Annotated in this window: 12 protein-coding genes; 6 read left to right on the top strand and 6 right to left on the bottom strand. The window is 60.9% G+C overall.

Annotation, left to right across the window (positions count from 1 at the left end):
- The first annotated feature begins 1 nt into the window (after position 1).
- The 3 genes from M5B99_RS09655 to M5B99_RS09665 all read left to right on the top strand — a co-directional run bounded on the left by M5B99_RS09655 (position 2) and on the right by M5B99_RS09665 (position 2,188).
- Positions 2-610 carry a hypothetical protein gene (locus M5B99_RS09655; RefSeq protein WP_248803815.1) on the top strand — a complete coding sequence of 203 codons (609 nt, stop codon included), beginning with the start codon at positions 2-4 and terminating at the stop codon, positions 608-610.
- Positions 607-1,152, top strand: coding sequence for a DUF4123 domain-containing protein (locus M5B99_RS09660; RefSeq protein WP_248803816.1), 546 nt, complete (start codon positions 607-609; stop codon positions 1,150-1,152). The genes M5B99_RS09655 and M5B99_RS09660 overlap by 4 nt, the downstream gene beginning before the upstream one ends.
- A gap of 160 nt (positions 1,153-1,312) precedes the next feature.
- A complete protein-coding gene (locus tag M5B99_RS09665) occupies positions 1,313-2,188 on the top strand; it encodes a DNA/RNA non-specific endonuclease (protein WP_248803817.1) in 876 nt (291 codons plus the stop codon).
- Positions 2,189-2,305: 117 nt separating this feature from the next.
- On the opposite strand, the gene M5B99_RS09670 is transcribed toward M5B99_RS09665, so the two are convergent.
- Positions 2,306-3,367 carry an alkene reductase gene (locus M5B99_RS09670; RefSeq protein WP_248803818.1) on the bottom strand — a complete coding sequence of 354 codons (1,062 nt, stop codon included), beginning with the start codon at positions 3,365-3,367 and terminating at the stop codon, positions 2,306-2,308.
- Positions 3,368-3,476: 109 nt separating this feature from the next.
- Here M5B99_RS09670 and M5B99_RS09675 point away from each other — a divergent pair, with 109 nt between their 5' ends.
- On the top strand, positions 3,477-4,346 hold the full coding sequence (locus M5B99_RS09675) for a LysR family transcriptional regulator (RefSeq protein ID WP_248803819.1): 870 nt from the start codon (positions 3,477-3,479) through the stop codon (positions 4,344-4,346).
- Between the two features lie 12 nt (positions 4,347-4,358).
- On the opposite strand, the gene M5B99_RS09680 is transcribed toward M5B99_RS09675, so the two are convergent.
- The 4 genes from M5B99_RS09680 to M5B99_RS09695 all read right to left on the bottom strand — a co-directional run bounded on the left by M5B99_RS09680 (position 4,359) and on the right by M5B99_RS09695 (position 11,343).
- Positions 4,359-7,418, bottom strand: a complete 3,060-nt coding sequence (locus M5B99_RS09680) for an efflux RND transporter permease subunit (RefSeq protein ID WP_248803820.1) — start codon at positions 7,416-7,418, stop codon at positions 4,359-4,361.
- 12 nt (positions 7,419-7,430) lie between these two features.
- Complete coding sequence (locus tag M5B99_RS09685; RefSeq protein WP_248803821.1) at positions 7,431-8,540, bottom strand: efflux RND transporter periplasmic adaptor subunit; 1,110 nt, start codon at positions 8,538-8,540, stop codon at positions 7,431-7,433.
- Positions 8,541-8,641: 101 nt separating this feature from the next.
- Positions 8,642-10,168 (bottom strand): efflux transporter outer membrane subunit, encoded by a 1,527-nt coding sequence (locus tag M5B99_RS09690; RefSeq protein WP_248803822.1) that lies wholly within the window; start codon positions 10,166-10,168, stop codon positions 8,642-8,644.
- A gap of 191 nt (positions 10,169-10,359) precedes the next feature.
- Positions 10,360-11,343 (bottom strand): aldo/keto reductase, encoded by a 984-nt coding sequence (locus tag M5B99_RS09695; protein ID WP_248803823.1) that lies wholly within the window; start codon positions 11,341-11,343, stop codon positions 10,360-10,362.
- Between the two features lie 106 nt (positions 11,344-11,449).
- On the opposite strand from M5B99_RS09695, the gene M5B99_RS09700 reads away from it, so the two are divergent.
- Positions 11,450-12,352, top strand: a complete 903-nt coding sequence (locus M5B99_RS09700; protein ID WP_248803824.1) for a LysR family transcriptional regulator — start codon at positions 11,450-11,452, stop codon at positions 12,350-12,352.
- Positions 12,353-12,404: 52 nt separating this feature from the next.
- Here M5B99_RS09700 and M5B99_RS09705 read toward each other — a convergent pair whose 3' ends face one another.
- Positions 12,405-13,127 (bottom strand): pirin family protein, encoded by a 723-nt coding sequence (locus M5B99_RS09705; RefSeq protein ID WP_248803825.1) that lies wholly within the window; start codon positions 13,125-13,127, stop codon positions 12,405-12,407.
- 223 nt (positions 13,128-13,350) lie between these two features.
- Here M5B99_RS09705 and M5B99_RS09710 point away from each other — a divergent pair, with 223 nt between their 5' ends.
- Entirely contained in the window at positions 13,351-14,301 is a 951-nt protein-coding gene (locus M5B99_RS09710) for a GlxA family transcriptional regulator (protein ID WP_248803826.1), read from the top strand.
- Positions 14,302-14,407 lie beyond the last annotated feature (106 nt).

Below are 14,407 nucleotides of genomic sequence, written 5' to 3' on the forward strand. Positions count from 1 at the left end.
TATGCGGTTATGTTTTTTTGACGGATTGGACCGCATCGAGATTGGCGACAGGGCCGGGTTTGCTTCTGACCCGTTCGATACCAAGACGAGCAACAGAACCTACGACCAGCGAGCGGTCAAGATGGACCTGAACGAGACGTGGCAGGTGGAGCGTTTTGTTCGTCGATATTTTCAGGGGGCCGGGGAGATGCATCGTGTGCGCTCTTTGCTCTCCAGCCAGTCGGCTCATAACTACCGTCTGCCCGACGCCGAGGTCCTGAGACAATTCTCCTGCAACCTCCAGAATGGGCATTTGTGTGCCTACGTTTATCCCTACGTCCCCGTGGCGCGTACCCGAGTACCGGTGTCGGGTGCGGTGGCGCGGAGGGATGCGCCCGTGGCAAGCCCCTCGACTCGTCGTCCGCCAAAAAAGCGCAGTGTGGAACCGGATACGCCCGCACCCAGTCCGCCACCCTCCGTTCAACCTGAATCCGCGCAACAAGACGATATCAAGGCCGTGCAGGATAATCAGGCGGCGACACTGGTGGCTGCTGCGCAGAGCGCGACGCCTTTCTGTGAAATATGTGAACGCAATAAAGCCGCGCGCCTGGCAGCGGGGGCGACTGAATGAGTTCAGCCGCACTCGACCCACTGATGACGTTGCTCTGGCCAAACGCAGAAGACTTGTCTGGCGATGCTGTCTATTGGTTGCTCGATGGGGCACGTGATCCCGAGATCGTCAACTCGGTTCGACGCAGTGGACTCGAGTTCTCGTGCCTGTATTCGGGCCAACTGACACCGAGCCTCGAGGCGGCAGCCCCTCACCTGGTCCGGCTGATACCCACGTCGCCTTCCACCCGGGAGCTGCTGGAGCGAGGCTGGGGCCATGCTTGGGGGATATTTATCCTTGCTCCGCCAGTCTTGCCGATGCTCGTCATACGTCTGCATCTGAAGAAATTCCTTCGCGTGCGAACCGAAGATAAAAAGCTGCTCATGTTCCGGTATTACGATCCACGGGTTTTATCGGTCTTCCTGCCCACCTGCACCGATGAGGAGTTCACAAAGTTCCTCGGACCATTGAACCGTCTGCTCGTGGAGTTGGACGAAGGGGCGCGGTGGAACCTGTTTGACCTGGAAGACCAAGCCATGCGGATCGTGTCTGGCCGGCAATAATCAACCCCGTGGAGTGCCCGACGATCCATCCTGATGGCTGGGGGGCATAGGTTCATGTCTCTGGCAATTTCCGCTCATAACGCGTAAAACGCCCCCCCAAGCCCTCATCCAGAGGGCTTTGTCATCTGTATCCCCGCACTCCAATCCAAAGAATCCAAGCATGAACCTACGCCGTATCGCAGTGGGGCTGTCCGCCCTTGTGTTGTTTTCCGCCAGCGCCGCACAAGCGCGCAACCTGCTGGACCTTATCGACCCACCTGGCCAACATGAGAAACAAGGGCACCGCTCAGGCGCCATCAGCCAGGGCGCGGCGATTGACCTGTATTCGCGCCAACAGCAGCAGGCTTCCTTTGACGGCTGCGCCGACTTGTTCCCGGGTGCCCGGCCGATCAGCACGGCCAGTGTGCCGGCCACCATGAAACCCATGGCCCTGTGTTCCGACAGCTTTGCGGTGCTGTACTCGCAAACCAGCAAGACACCGCTCGTGGTGGTGGAACGCCTGAGCGCGACGCAGCTACAGGATGCCAAGGGCGAGGAGCGTACCAACCAGTTCTACCCGGACCCGCGCATTCCCAAGGGCGCGCGAGCAGAGCTGAGCGACTACCGGGCGCAACACCCGGCCGTGGACCGTGGTCATCAGGCGCCGGCGGCCGATGCGCCGAATTCGAATGCCATGGCGCAGTCTTTCGCGTTGTCGAATATGGTACCGCAGGACCCCACCAACAACCGCAAGATCTGGAGCAAGGTCGAGGCCGACGTCAGAAAGTTCGCGGCGCGTGCCGAGGGCAATGTGTTTGTCTTTACCGGTCCGATCTTTGACGAGGGCCATGGGACCATTGGCGATGATCAGGTCTGGGTGCCCACCCGCTTGTTCAAGCTGGTCTATGACGTGTCCTCCAAGCGAGCCTGGGCCTATGTGCTACCGAATGCGGAAACCCGCATCGAGAAGCCGATGGACTATGAGACATTCGTGAAAACCACCGGGCTCAGACTGCTGGACAATCTGCCGGTCTCGGGCTCGGTGGTGCGTTCTTGAGCGTCGAGCGTTCGCTTCCTTCGATGGGCTGAAAAAGTCGGTGGCGCACTCGCCGTCTCCAGTCTGACGGGGCAAGCCAGGGCAACAGGATGCCCTGGCTGTTTCCTTTCGTTGCCTTCAAGCGCTCAAGGCCAGGTAGTCGGTGTATCCCTTCTGAGTGCCGCCGAAGAAGGTGGTGTTGTCCGCCTTGTTCAGCGGCGCATCAGCTTTCAAGCGTTCGACAAAGTCCGGGTTGGCCAGAACCATCTGGCCGTAGGCCTCCATATCCGCAAGCCCGGCAGCCAGGTCGGCGCCAATCTGCTCCCGTGGTCGGCCAGGGCGATTCACCATCAGGGTGTTGCTCCAGGCCTTGCGGATGTCCGCCAGAAGCGAGTCGTTGCCTTGGTGAATGACGTGGAGGTAAGCAAGGTTCAGCTTGTTCAGTTCGGCCACCAGGTAGCGGTAGAGGTTCGGACTTTCTTCGCCCTCATCGATGCCCCACATGGTGATACCCGGCGAGAGGCGGATGGCGGTTTTGTCGGCACCGATTTCCTCGGCGATGGCGGTCGCGACCTCAATGGCAAAGCGTGCGCGGTTCTCGATCGAGCCCCCGTATTCATCGGTTCGGGTGTTGGCGCTGGGGGCCAGGAACTGCTGGACCAGGTAGGCGTTGGCGCCATGGATTTCAACACCGTCGGCCCCGGCTTCAACGGCCCGGCGCGCGGCGAAGCGGAAATCAGCGACGGTCTGACGCACTTCCTCGGTGCTCAACGCCCGTGGCACCGGGATGTCCTGCATGCCTTTGACAGTGAACATGGGCGTATTGGGTGCGATGGCGGACGGTGCCACACCCTGGCGATGATGGGGCGTGTTATCGGGGTGCGACATGCGACCGGCATGCATCAGCTGGATAAAAATATGCCCACCGTGGGCGTGTACCGCGGCGGTGATTTTTTTCCAACCGGCCACGTGGGCGTCGCTATAGATGCCCGGTGTGGTGAGGTAGCCCTGAGCATCGTCGGACGGCTGTGTACCCTCGGTAACAATCAGGCCGACGCTGGCGCGCTGGGCATAGTATTCGGCGGCCAGTTCCCCTGGGGTGCCATCGAATTCCGCGCGACTGCGGGTCATGGGGGCCATGACCAGACGGTTGGAAAACGTGGCGTTTGCGACATGTATGGGGGTGAAGAGTGAGCTCATGGTGCGATCCTCAAAAGTGTGTGTTGCTGGAGACGCATCATCAGCTTTATTGTTTATGGGATAAATATGGCATTCTGGATTTGATTGATCCATATGTGGAGCAATTGGCGTGGAACTTCTGAACGATATGGCGTTGTTTGTCGAGGTCGTCAAAGCCAAAGGATTTCGCGGGGCGGCCGAGGTGCTGGGCATGCCGAACTCGACCCTGTCCCGGCGTATCAGTGCCCTGGAGAAGGCGATCGGTTTGCGGCTCCTGCATCGGACCACGCGCAAGGTCGAGGTGACCGAGGCCGGGCAGATCTACTTCGAGCGCTGCAAGCGCATTGTCGATGAGGCCCGGCTGGCCCATGAGCAGCTCGGCGAGATGCTCGCGCAACCCAGCGGTGTGCTGCGGGTCTCATTCCCCGTGGACTTTGCGGTCACTTACCTGGCGCCCTTGATCGCCGAGTTTGCCGGCCTCTATCCGGGGATCACCTTCGATCTGGACCTGACCTCCCGGCGCGTCGACCTGGTGAGCGAGCCCTTCGACGTCGCCATTCGGATTGGCGAATCGCAAGACTCGCAGCTGATCGCACGACCCCTGGCCTCCCTGGTGTCCTATTTGTACGCCTCGCCGCATTATCTCGAAGTGTCGGGCGTGCCCGGCACACCGAATGATCTCGAACGGCACCAGTGCCTGAATATTCAGAAGGCCGGGGCCTGGACGCTGACTGATGGCGTACAAACCCTCTCGGTAGGGGTAGGAGGGCGCTTCATGGTCAACAGCGTCGGGATGCTGCGGCGGCTGGCTACGCTCGACCAGGGCATCGTGCTGATGAACGAGGAAATCGTTGCCGATGAACTGCGTAATGGCCAACTGCGTCGTGTCATGCCTGAATGGCAGGGCAAGCCGGTGACGGTTTATGCCGTCACCGAGACCCGCTTGCTGCCGGCCAAGACCCAGCGTTTCATCGAGTTTCTTCGCGCACGCCTGGCGTGAGCGCGGTGACCGCTAGGCCACCGGTGTAGACAGCGGCTGTTCGGTTGCCTCCTGATGGTGAGTGGTGCCAATGAACAGGTACATGGCCGGTACCATGAACAGCGTCAGCAGGGTACCGATTGAAAGGCCGGCGAAGATCACCAGGCCCATGTCATGGCGCCCGGCCGCACCGGCCCCGGAGGCCCAGACCAGCGGCACCACGCCCAGCACCATGGCCGCGGTGGTCATCAGGATCGGCCGCAGGCGTACCGCCGCGGCTTCTTCGATGGCCTCGCGCTTGCTGTGCCCGGCGCGCTGCAGTTCGTTGGCAAACTGCACGATCAGAATCCCATGCTTGGTGATCAGCCCGAGCAGGGTCACCAACCCCACCTGGGTGTACACGTTGATCGAGGCGAAGCCCATGGTGATGAATGCCAGGGCGCCGAAGAGTGCCGGCGGCACCGAAAACAGGATCACGACCGGGTCGCGATAGCTCTCGAACTGAAAGGCCAGCGCCAGGTAGACGATCAGAATGGAGAACAGCAGGAGGCCGACGAAGCCACCCGATTCCTGCATGAACTGACGCGACTCGCCCGACGCATCGGAGGTGTAGCCCGAAGGCGCGACGTTGTGCAGGATGCCGTCCAGTTTCGCCAGCAGTTCTCCCTGGGACAAGCCGCTCACCCCGGACAGGGTGGCCGAGTTGAGCTGCTGGAAGTGGTTGATGGACTCTGCCTCCGTCGAGGTCTCGATATGCGCCACCGTGCGCGCCTGGATCATTGCGCCGGAGGGCGTGCGAATGTAGTAATCGAGAATCTGATCGGGGTTGAGCCGGTCGACCTGCAGTACCTGGGGAATGACTTTATACGAGCGCCCGGCCGTGGAGAAATAGTTTACGTAATTGCCCCCCAGCGCCGCCGAGAGTGCCGCGCCGACATCGGCCTGGGTCATCCCGAGGGTCGCGATCTTGTCACGGTCGACGACCAACTTGGCTTGCGGTTTGTCGATCTTCAGGTCCAGGTCCGAGAACCAGAACAGTTTTTGCTTCTGGGCTTCGGCCAGGACCGCCTGGGCGACTTCATTCAAGTTCTCGACGGACTCCGTGGTGGTGATCACGAACTGCACCGGCAAGCCTTGGGCGCCCGGTAACGACGGCAGTGGAAAGGCCGCCATCTTGGCCCCGGCCACCTGGTTCCACTTCTGTTGCAGGTCCAGCACCAACTCTGCCTGCGAGCGGCTGCGCTCCCCCCAGGGCTTGAGCAGCACGCCGCCGAGCCCCGAGTTGAGCGAAGGAACCCCGGTGAGCTGGAACATCTGCGCGTACTCGGGTTCGGTTTTTGCGATCTTGAAGGCCTGGTCAGCCAGCTGCTCCATCTGCTGTGGTGAAGCCGTCGGCGCGCCTTTGACCTGCATGAACACCAGCCCCTGGTCTTCGGTCGGCGACAGCTCGCTCTTGGCGGTCATGCCGCTGGCGGCCACCAGCAGGAACAGGATAAAGCCAAAGGTGACCAGCACCGGCCAACTGTCCAGTCCGGCTGAAAGCACCCGATGGTATCGTCCGCGCAGCCGGTCGAAATAGCGATCCAGCCGGCGGGCGAAGCGACCTTCTTCCTGCCCCGGTTTGAACAGCCGCGAAGTCATCATCGGCGAGAGGGTCAGCGCCACCACGGCCGACACGGTCACGGCGCCGGCCAGGGAGAAACAGAACTCCTTGAACAGTGCGCCGGTGAGACCGGTGCGCAGCCCGATGGGGACGTACGCGGCAATCAGCACCACTGTCATGGCGACAATCGGCCCGCCGAGCTCCCTGGCCGCGATCATGGCTGCCTCCAGTACTCCTTTGCCTTCTTCCTTGATATGCCGGTCGACGTTCTCCACCACAATAATTGCGTCATCAACCACCAAGCCGATGGCCAGTACCAGCGCCAGCAGGGTCAGCAGATTGATCGAGTACCCCAGCAGGAACATGATGAAGAAGGTCCCGATCAGCGAAAGCGGTATCGCCACCAGTGGAACAATCACTGCGCGAAAGGAGCCGAGGAACAGATAGATGACGATCGAGACGATGATCATCGCCTCGACGAGGGTCTTCACCACCTCGTAGATCGATGTATTGATGAACGCCGTGGAGTCGTAGACGATCTCGCCCCTGACGCCATTCGGCAGCTGGGATTGCAGGTCGGGGAAGGCTCTTCTGACGCTGCCGGCGACTGTCAGGATGTTGGCATTCGGGGCCACTTTGATACCGATGAACACGGAGCGCTTGCCGGAAAACGCGACGCTGGTGTCGTAGCTCTCCGCGCCCAGGGTGACCGTGGCCACGTCCTCCAGGTGCACAAGCGCATCGCCGTTCCGCTTGACCACGAGTTGTTTGAATTCATCCACGCTGTGCAGATCGGTGCCGGCGGTCAGGTCCACCGTGACCATCTGGCCTTTTGTCGAGCCCAGGGCGGACAGATAGTTGTTATTGGACAAGGCAATTGAAACGTCCTGTGCCGAAACGCTATGGGCGGCCAGCTTGCCGGGGTCGAGCCAGGCGCGCATGGCGAACTGGCGCCCGCCGAGAATCTCGGCCGTCTGCACGCCTTCGATCGAATCGAGCTTCGGCTTGACGACCCGTAACAGATAGTCGGTGATGTTGTTCGTCGGCAGTACGTCGCTGTAGAAGCCCAGGTACATGGCGTCCGTGGTCTGTCCAACCGCCACCGAGAGCACCGGTTCCTGCACCTGCGGCGGCAGTTGGTTCTTGACCGAGTTGATCTGGGTATTGATCTCCGTCAGAGCCTTGCTGGAGTCGTAGTTGAGCCGCAGCGTCGCAGTAATGGTCGAAAGCCCCGTGATACTCGAGGAGGACAGGTAATCGATGCCCTGCGCCTGAGCGATGGCCGCTTCCAGGGGTTGCGTTGTAAAGCCGGCGACAGTGGCCGCGTCGGCACCGTAGTAGGCGGTCGTGATGGTGACCACGGTATTTTCCGTATGCGGCCACTGGTTGACCGGCAGCCCGAAGATCGAGCGCAGCCCCAGTATCAGGATGAACATCGAGATGACCACGGCCCAGACCGGTCGTTTGATGAAGGTATCGGTAAGCTTCATGGGCGCGGCGACCTATTGTTCTTGCGGCTTGGGGGCCGCGTCGTTCAACGGCGCGTTATGGCTATCGACCTTCACCGACGAGCCGTTCTTGAGCTTCATCTGGCCACTGGTGATCACCTGGTCGCCTTCATTCACCCCGGACAGGATCGCCACCTGGTCACCGCGGGTCGGCCCGGTCTCGATGAATGTCTGCTGCGCCGTGAGCATATCGTTGCCCTGGTCGCTCTTCTGCACCGCAATGAAGACGGTCGTCCCGTAGGGGTTATAGGTGACGGCGGTCTGTGGCACGGTGAGGTAGCGCTGTTTCGCCCCGGACTCCACGACGGCCTGGGCAAACATGCCGGGCACCAGGCTTTGCTTCGGATTGTCGATGGTGGCTTCAACCGTGATATTGCGCGTGGTCGGATCGAACCGGGTGTCGATGGCCGTGACCTTGCCGGCGAAGGTCTGCTTGGGCAGGCCGCCCGCCGTGACCGCGACGGGCTGGCCGAGGGCAATCGCACCCACTTGGGCTTGCGGTACGTTGAAGTCGATATAGATGGGGTTGAAGGTCTGCAGGGTGGCTATCTTGTCGCCAGGGTTGAGAAATTGACCGGGATTGACACTGGTGATCCCGATCTTGCCGGCAAAGGGCGCCCGGATGGTTTTCTTCGCCACCAACGCCCGTTGCTGCTCTGCAGCGGCCATCTTGGCTTTCAAGTCAGCCTCGTCCGCTTCGACTTGCGCCTGGGACACGGCGCTCACTGCCAGTTGTGCCTTGTCGCGTTTGAGGACCGTGCCGGCCAGGCTGGCGGTGGCTTCGAGGGAGTGAAGCTGGGCGATGTCCGAATCCGCATTCAACTGGACGAGCAGCTCCCCAGCCGCCACCTCCTGGCCCGGTTTGAAACCGAGGGTGCGCACGATACCGCCGACCTCGGTGGTGACATCGACACCCCGTACCGCCTTGATCGACCCCACGCTGGAAACGTTCGGCTGCCAATCGGCGAACTCGGCGCGCATGACCGTCACCACGGCGGGCGGCAGCGGGATCTTGGATTGGGCGATCAGCTTCGAGATCTGGGTGAATTTCACCCCCGCGATGATGGCGACAATGACCAGGACCACCGCGATCATGATGAGCATGGGCTTGAGTAACCGGCGTTTGCGTGCACCGCCAGGTTCAGTCGGCTGAGGCGATGGAGCAGCGGCAGTGTTGGCGTCAGCCATGGTTTTTTCTCGCTGTTTCAAAAACGGTCGGGGCTGCCCAGGGAGGCAGGGGCCACATCGGTTCGGTTCCACCATCCGCCGCCCAGTGCCTGGAAGAGGGCGGTGGTGTCGCTGTAGCGGGTGCTCTGCACCTTGACGCGGGTGAGTACCGCGTTCTGATAGTTCTGTTGCGCCGTCAGCAGATTCAGGTAACCCACGGCGCCAAGGCGGAACTGCGCCTGGGCCAGATCCAGGCTTTCACGAGCTGCCTGTTCGGCCTGCACCTGCTGGTTGAGCGTATCGGCGTCCGCTTGCAGCGCCCTGAGCGCATTGGCGACATCCTGGAAGGCGGCGATCACGGTGCTGCGATAACGTGCGGCGGATTCGTCATAGGCGGCCACGGCAGCCCGTTTGCGATGCTCGAGTGCGCCGGCGTCAAAGAGCGTCTGGCTGACCGCCCCGGCGAGACTCCAGAACCCCGTGCCTGCGGAAAACAGCCGGGTGCCGCCCAGCGCGCTGGAACCCAGGGTGCCGGTGATGCTGAATTGCGGCAGTTGATTGGCGACGGCCACGCCGATATTGGCGCTGGCCTGATGCAGTTGCGCCTCGGCGGAGCGCACATCGGGTCGCTGCTCGACGATGGTCGAGGGCAGGCTGATCGGTAACTGCTCGGGCAGATGGAGGGAGGCCAGGTCGAAACTCTCCCCCTGATCCTGATTGGGAAAACGGCCGAGATAGACCATTAACTGATTACGGGTCTGGGCCAGCTGCTTTTGCAAGGGTGGCAAGGTCGCGCGGGTTTGGGCCAGTGCCGCCTGCTGCGTGAGCACGTCGGTATTGGCGATCGCCCCCAGCCGCCGCTGCGACTGCAGGAGATCGAGCTGATCGCTCTGCAGGCGAATGATTGCCTGGGTGGCCGTCACCTGATCGCGCAGGGAAGCCAGGGTCACAGCCGTGTTGACGACATTGGAGGTCAGCGTGAGGTAAGTCGCCTCCAGTTGGTAGCGTTCATACTCGGCCTGCGCCGTGGAGGATTCTATCTGGCGTCGGCCGCCCCCGAACACGTCCGGGTCGTAAGAGACGCTCAGCGATGCTGAATTGACGGTGAGAATCCGCGCGGGCGAACCAAAGGTATTGGCTGTCGATGGCAGCTGTCGTGTCTTGGATGCACCGCCACTCAGGGAGGGAAACAGTGAAGACTGCTCGGCGTAAGCCAGTTCGTTGGCCTGGTGGAGGGCCGCTTGAGCGGCGGCCACGTCCGAATTGGCTTTCAATGCCTCTTCCACCAGCGCGTTCAATGTCGGCGAGCGAAAAAGCATCCACCATTGGCCGGGAATATCCATGCCCTCGACCAGCTTTTGCGCGGCACCTCCGTCCGCCACGTCCGCCGAGGCGGTCGTCGTCGCCAGTTTCTCCGGCGAATAACCGGCGCTTTTAGCGACACCGGGCCGGGTAAAGTCCGGGCCCACGGCGCAGCCCGTGAGCATGGCGATGCAAAGTACACCGGCAGGAGCAAGCGCCTGCCAGGTGCGAGAAGTCGCCTGCCGCCGGGGTTGCTCTTTCATGGGCTCTCTAATTAATCCATTAGTTAGTTTATGAATAGATCAAGCCTGCACCCTTTGCCTCCTTGAGCGATGATTTATGCGCAAACTTCGGGAGGCGGGTAGCGCCGGGCCCAAGGCGCTATGGCCCAACAGAAGACTAATTGCTGAGTTAATGACCGGTAAGTCAAGTGAATTCTCTGGTAGGCGCGGACTCAGCGATTGACGCGCTGCTGCAAGTGCGCGGGATAACGCTCACCCACGACGGTAATCAGCGCCAGGGCTGACTCGATGGCGCTGAGGTCCGCAGCCGTCAGGATAAGCTCGGCCGCGCCGATGTTTTCTTCCAGGCGATGCAGTTTGGTGGTGCCCGGTATCGGCACGATCCAGGGCTTTTGCGCCAGCAGCCAGGCGATGGCAATCTGTGCACGGCTGGCGCCCTTGCCATCGGCGATCTGGCCGAGCACTTCGACCAGATGGGCGTTTGCCCTGCGGTTTTCTTCAGAGAAACGCGGGACCAGGTTGCGAAAATCATCGGCGGCAAACGTGGTTCGCTCGTCGATCGTGCCTGTCAGAAAACCCTTGCCCAGGGGACTGAAAGGCACGAAGCCGATGCCCAGTTCTTCGAGCGTCGGCAAGATCTCCGCTTCCGGCTCGCGCCACCACAAGGAGTACTCGCTCTGCACCGCGGCGACCGGTTGAACCGCATGGGCCCGGCGAATCGCCTGCACGCCCGCTTCGGACAGGCCGAAGTGCTTGACCTTGCCTTCTGCTATCAACTGTTTGACGGTCCCGGCCACGTCCTCGATCGGGACGTTCGGGTCGACCCGGTGTTGATAGAGCAGGTCGATATGATCAGTACGCAGGCGCTTGAGCGCGGCTTCCGTCACGGTACGGATGGTCTGCGGGCGACTGTCCAGGCCTTCCGAGACCAGGCCGTTCTTGAAACCGAACTTGGTGGCGATCACCACCTGGTCGCGAATGGGCGCCAGTGCCTCACCCAGCAGGGTCTCATTGGCCAAGGGGCCGTAGGCTTCAGCGCTGTCGAAGAAGTTCACGCCCTTGTCGAACGCGTGGCGAATCAGCTTGATCGCCGTTGCCGTTTCCTGCGCCGGCCCATAGCCGTAGCTCAAGCTCATGCAACCCAGGCCCATGGCTGAAACTTCCAGGCCGCTGTTACCTAATTGACGTTTGCGCATGCTCTATCTCCTTCGTAAGGATGGGATGAATAGAAGTAGCTTAAATTGCTGTATCCATCTCAACAATTGGGCTAGTGTTTCATGGGCTATTGAGAAGGTTTCATGAATGATCCGTGCAGGATTACCTGAGTTGACGGCGTTCGTTGCCATTGCCGAGCAACGCAGTTTCAGTGGCGCGGCGCGCATACTGGGTGTTTCGCCGTCGGCGCTGAGTCATTCGATGCGTGGCCTGGAGGCGCGCCTGGAACTGCGTCTGTTCAACCGCACAACGCGATCCGTCGCCCTGACCGAAGCCGGGGGGCAGTTGTTCCAGAGGGTCAGGCCCTTGCTGGGGGATCTGGAAAGTGCGGTGAATGAAGTCACCTCGGCGCGCAATACTCCCTCGGGCTCGATTCGTCTCAGCGCCTCGGAATCCTCTTTTCGACCACTGATCCGCCATGTCATCCCAGGCTTTCTCGCCGCCAATCCACAGATCCATATCGAGTGCGTGGCCGATGGTCGCCTGGTGGATATTGTCGCCGATGGTTTTGACGCCGGTATCCGCCTGTACGACGATGTGCCGCGGGACATGATCGCTGTGCGATTTGGTCCGGATATTCGTTTTGTGGCCGTCGCATCGCCCGAATACCTTGAGCGCAACGAAGCCCCCAAGGCGCCCCATGACCTCAAGCGGCACCGCTGCATCCGTTTCCGTTTTGCCAGTGGCGCGCTATTTCGCTGGGACCTTGAGCATCTGGGCCGGAGCGCGAGCATCGACGTGGACGGCCCGATGACCATGGACAACCTCAATCTGATGGTCGAGGCGGCCCTGGCAGGTATCGGCGTGGCCTGGGTGCCCGAGGTACACGTGACGGAGCACGTAGAGGCCGGGCGCTTGATTCGGCTGCTACCGGAATGGAGCCCTTACTATCCCGGGCTCTGTCTTTATTACCCGGCCAATCGACACCCGCCCATGGTGCTCGGCTTGTTTGCCCAGGCCGTGAGGGAGTGGGCAAACCAAGGGCTTTGAATGATGGGGGAAATGAATAAAACCCGGGGGCAGGCCCCCGGGCTCGCTACACTCAAGGCATTTCTGGAAGTTCTTGGGGACGCAGGTCGAACACCAGCACTTCGGCATCCGCGCCGTTGTTCAAGGTCAGTACCTGTTCATCCCGAACCCGCACACCATCGCCTTCCTGCAGTTGCACGCCGTTGAGTTCGACATGGCCCCGGGCGACATGCACATAGGCATAGCGATCAGCGGCCAGCTCCAGGGTGGTGCTTTCCTTGCCATCAATCAGCGCGGCATAAACCCGCGCATCCTGACGCACGGTCAGCGAGCCGTCGGCCCCGTCAGGCGAAATGATCAGTTGCAGCCGACCGCGCTTTTTCTGGGTGCTGAAGTGCTCTTGCTGATAACGCGGTTTGGCGCCGCTGACGTCCGGCACGATCCAGATTTGCAGGAAGTGCACCGGCCGGTTTGCCGAGTGGTTGTACTCGCTATGGGCCACGCCACTGCCGGCGCTCATCAGTTGCACGTCGCCGGGGCGGATCACCGAACCGGTACCAAGGGTGTCCTTGTGCTCCAGGGCGCCTTCGAGCACATAGGAGAAAATCTCCATATCCCGGTGTGGGTGTTGACCGAAACCCTTGCCGGCGGCCACCCGGTCGTCGTTGATCACCAGCAGGTCGGAAAAACCCTGCTCCCGCGGGTTGCGGTAATTGGCGAAGGAAAAGGTATGGAACGACTTCAACCAACCGTGATTGGCGACGCCACGATCAGAGGCTTTGCGAAGGGTCAGCATGATGAAATCTCCGGTAGGGACGAGGATTCGTCCGAGTGAGGAGAAGGTTAATGTTTGCCGCCGGGTGCAATAAGTAGATGAAAATTGAAATACTGTCTCTTTCAGGTTGACAATTTTGTGCGGAAAGTCACGTATTCTCAGCCACTGGTCGCGCCATATCCGGTCATACTATCCAGTGTCGGCGTGAGGCTTCTATTCCTTTTATATCAGTGGCTTATAAACCATGAAAACAGTCGCGATGGTGCTGTTCCCGGACTTTCTCCTGCTCGACATGGCCGGGCCCATGGAGGTGTTTTCCATCGCCAATCGCTATCTGGATCCGGACGAGCACTATCAGCTGTTGCTGATCGGTACTGAGCACGAGGCGGTGCGGGCTTCCAACGGTGTCCGGGTGCAGGCTGACACGCACATCGATCAGGCGGAGGGGGGCTATGACCTGTTGCTGGTGCCTGGTGGCCCTGGTGCCTACAACGAGAGACGTCCGTCATTGCTCGCCTGGCTTCAGAATGCTGTCCACCGGGCGACCTGTCATGGCTCGATTTGCACGGGTGCCTTCGTGCTGGGGCATGCCGGTTTACTGGATGGTTATCGCGTGACGACTCATTGGCACTATACGGAGCGGTTGATCAAGGCTTTCCCCGGGGCGACGGTGGAGATCGATCAGATCTACGTCCAGGACCGCAACCTGATCACCTCCGGTGGCGTCACTGCCGGCATTGACCTGGCCCTGGCGGTGGTTGCCCAGGACCACGGCAAGAAAATCGCCCAGGACGTGGCCAAGGTGTTGCTGGTGGTGATGAAGCGCCAGGGCGGACAGGCGCAGTACAGTCCGTTGATGGCGGCGGTGTCGCCCCAGGAAACCCCGGTCACCCGGGTTCAGCATCATGTGCTCGAACACCTTGATGAAAGCTTCAGCATTGAACGCATGGCCGGCCTGGCGAACATGAGTGCGCGGCATTTTGCCCGGATATTTACCCGGGAAGTGAATATGACACCGATGGCTTTTGTGCAAAACGCACGCATCGATTGCGCCAGGCGTCTGCTGGAAACCAGCGACTTGCCGCTCAAGACCGTGGCCTACAAAAGCGGCTTCGGCAGCGTGCGGCACATGCGTTTTCTGTTCAGTGAAAAACTCGGCTTGACCCCCAGCCAGTACCGCGAACAGTTCAGTTAGAGCCCTCTTGTCCGTCCTGAGCACTGGGATGGCCGTAACGCTCCTCCCATGGCGGTTGTGCGGTCACCTACGCCTGCCAAGATACCCATGAACTTTAGCCATGGAG

The organism is Pseudomonas sp. MWU13-2100 (assembly GCF_023242365.1).
Classification (GTDB): domain Bacteria; phylum Pseudomonadota; class Gammaproteobacteria; order Pseudomonadales; family Pseudomonadaceae; genus Aquipseudomonas.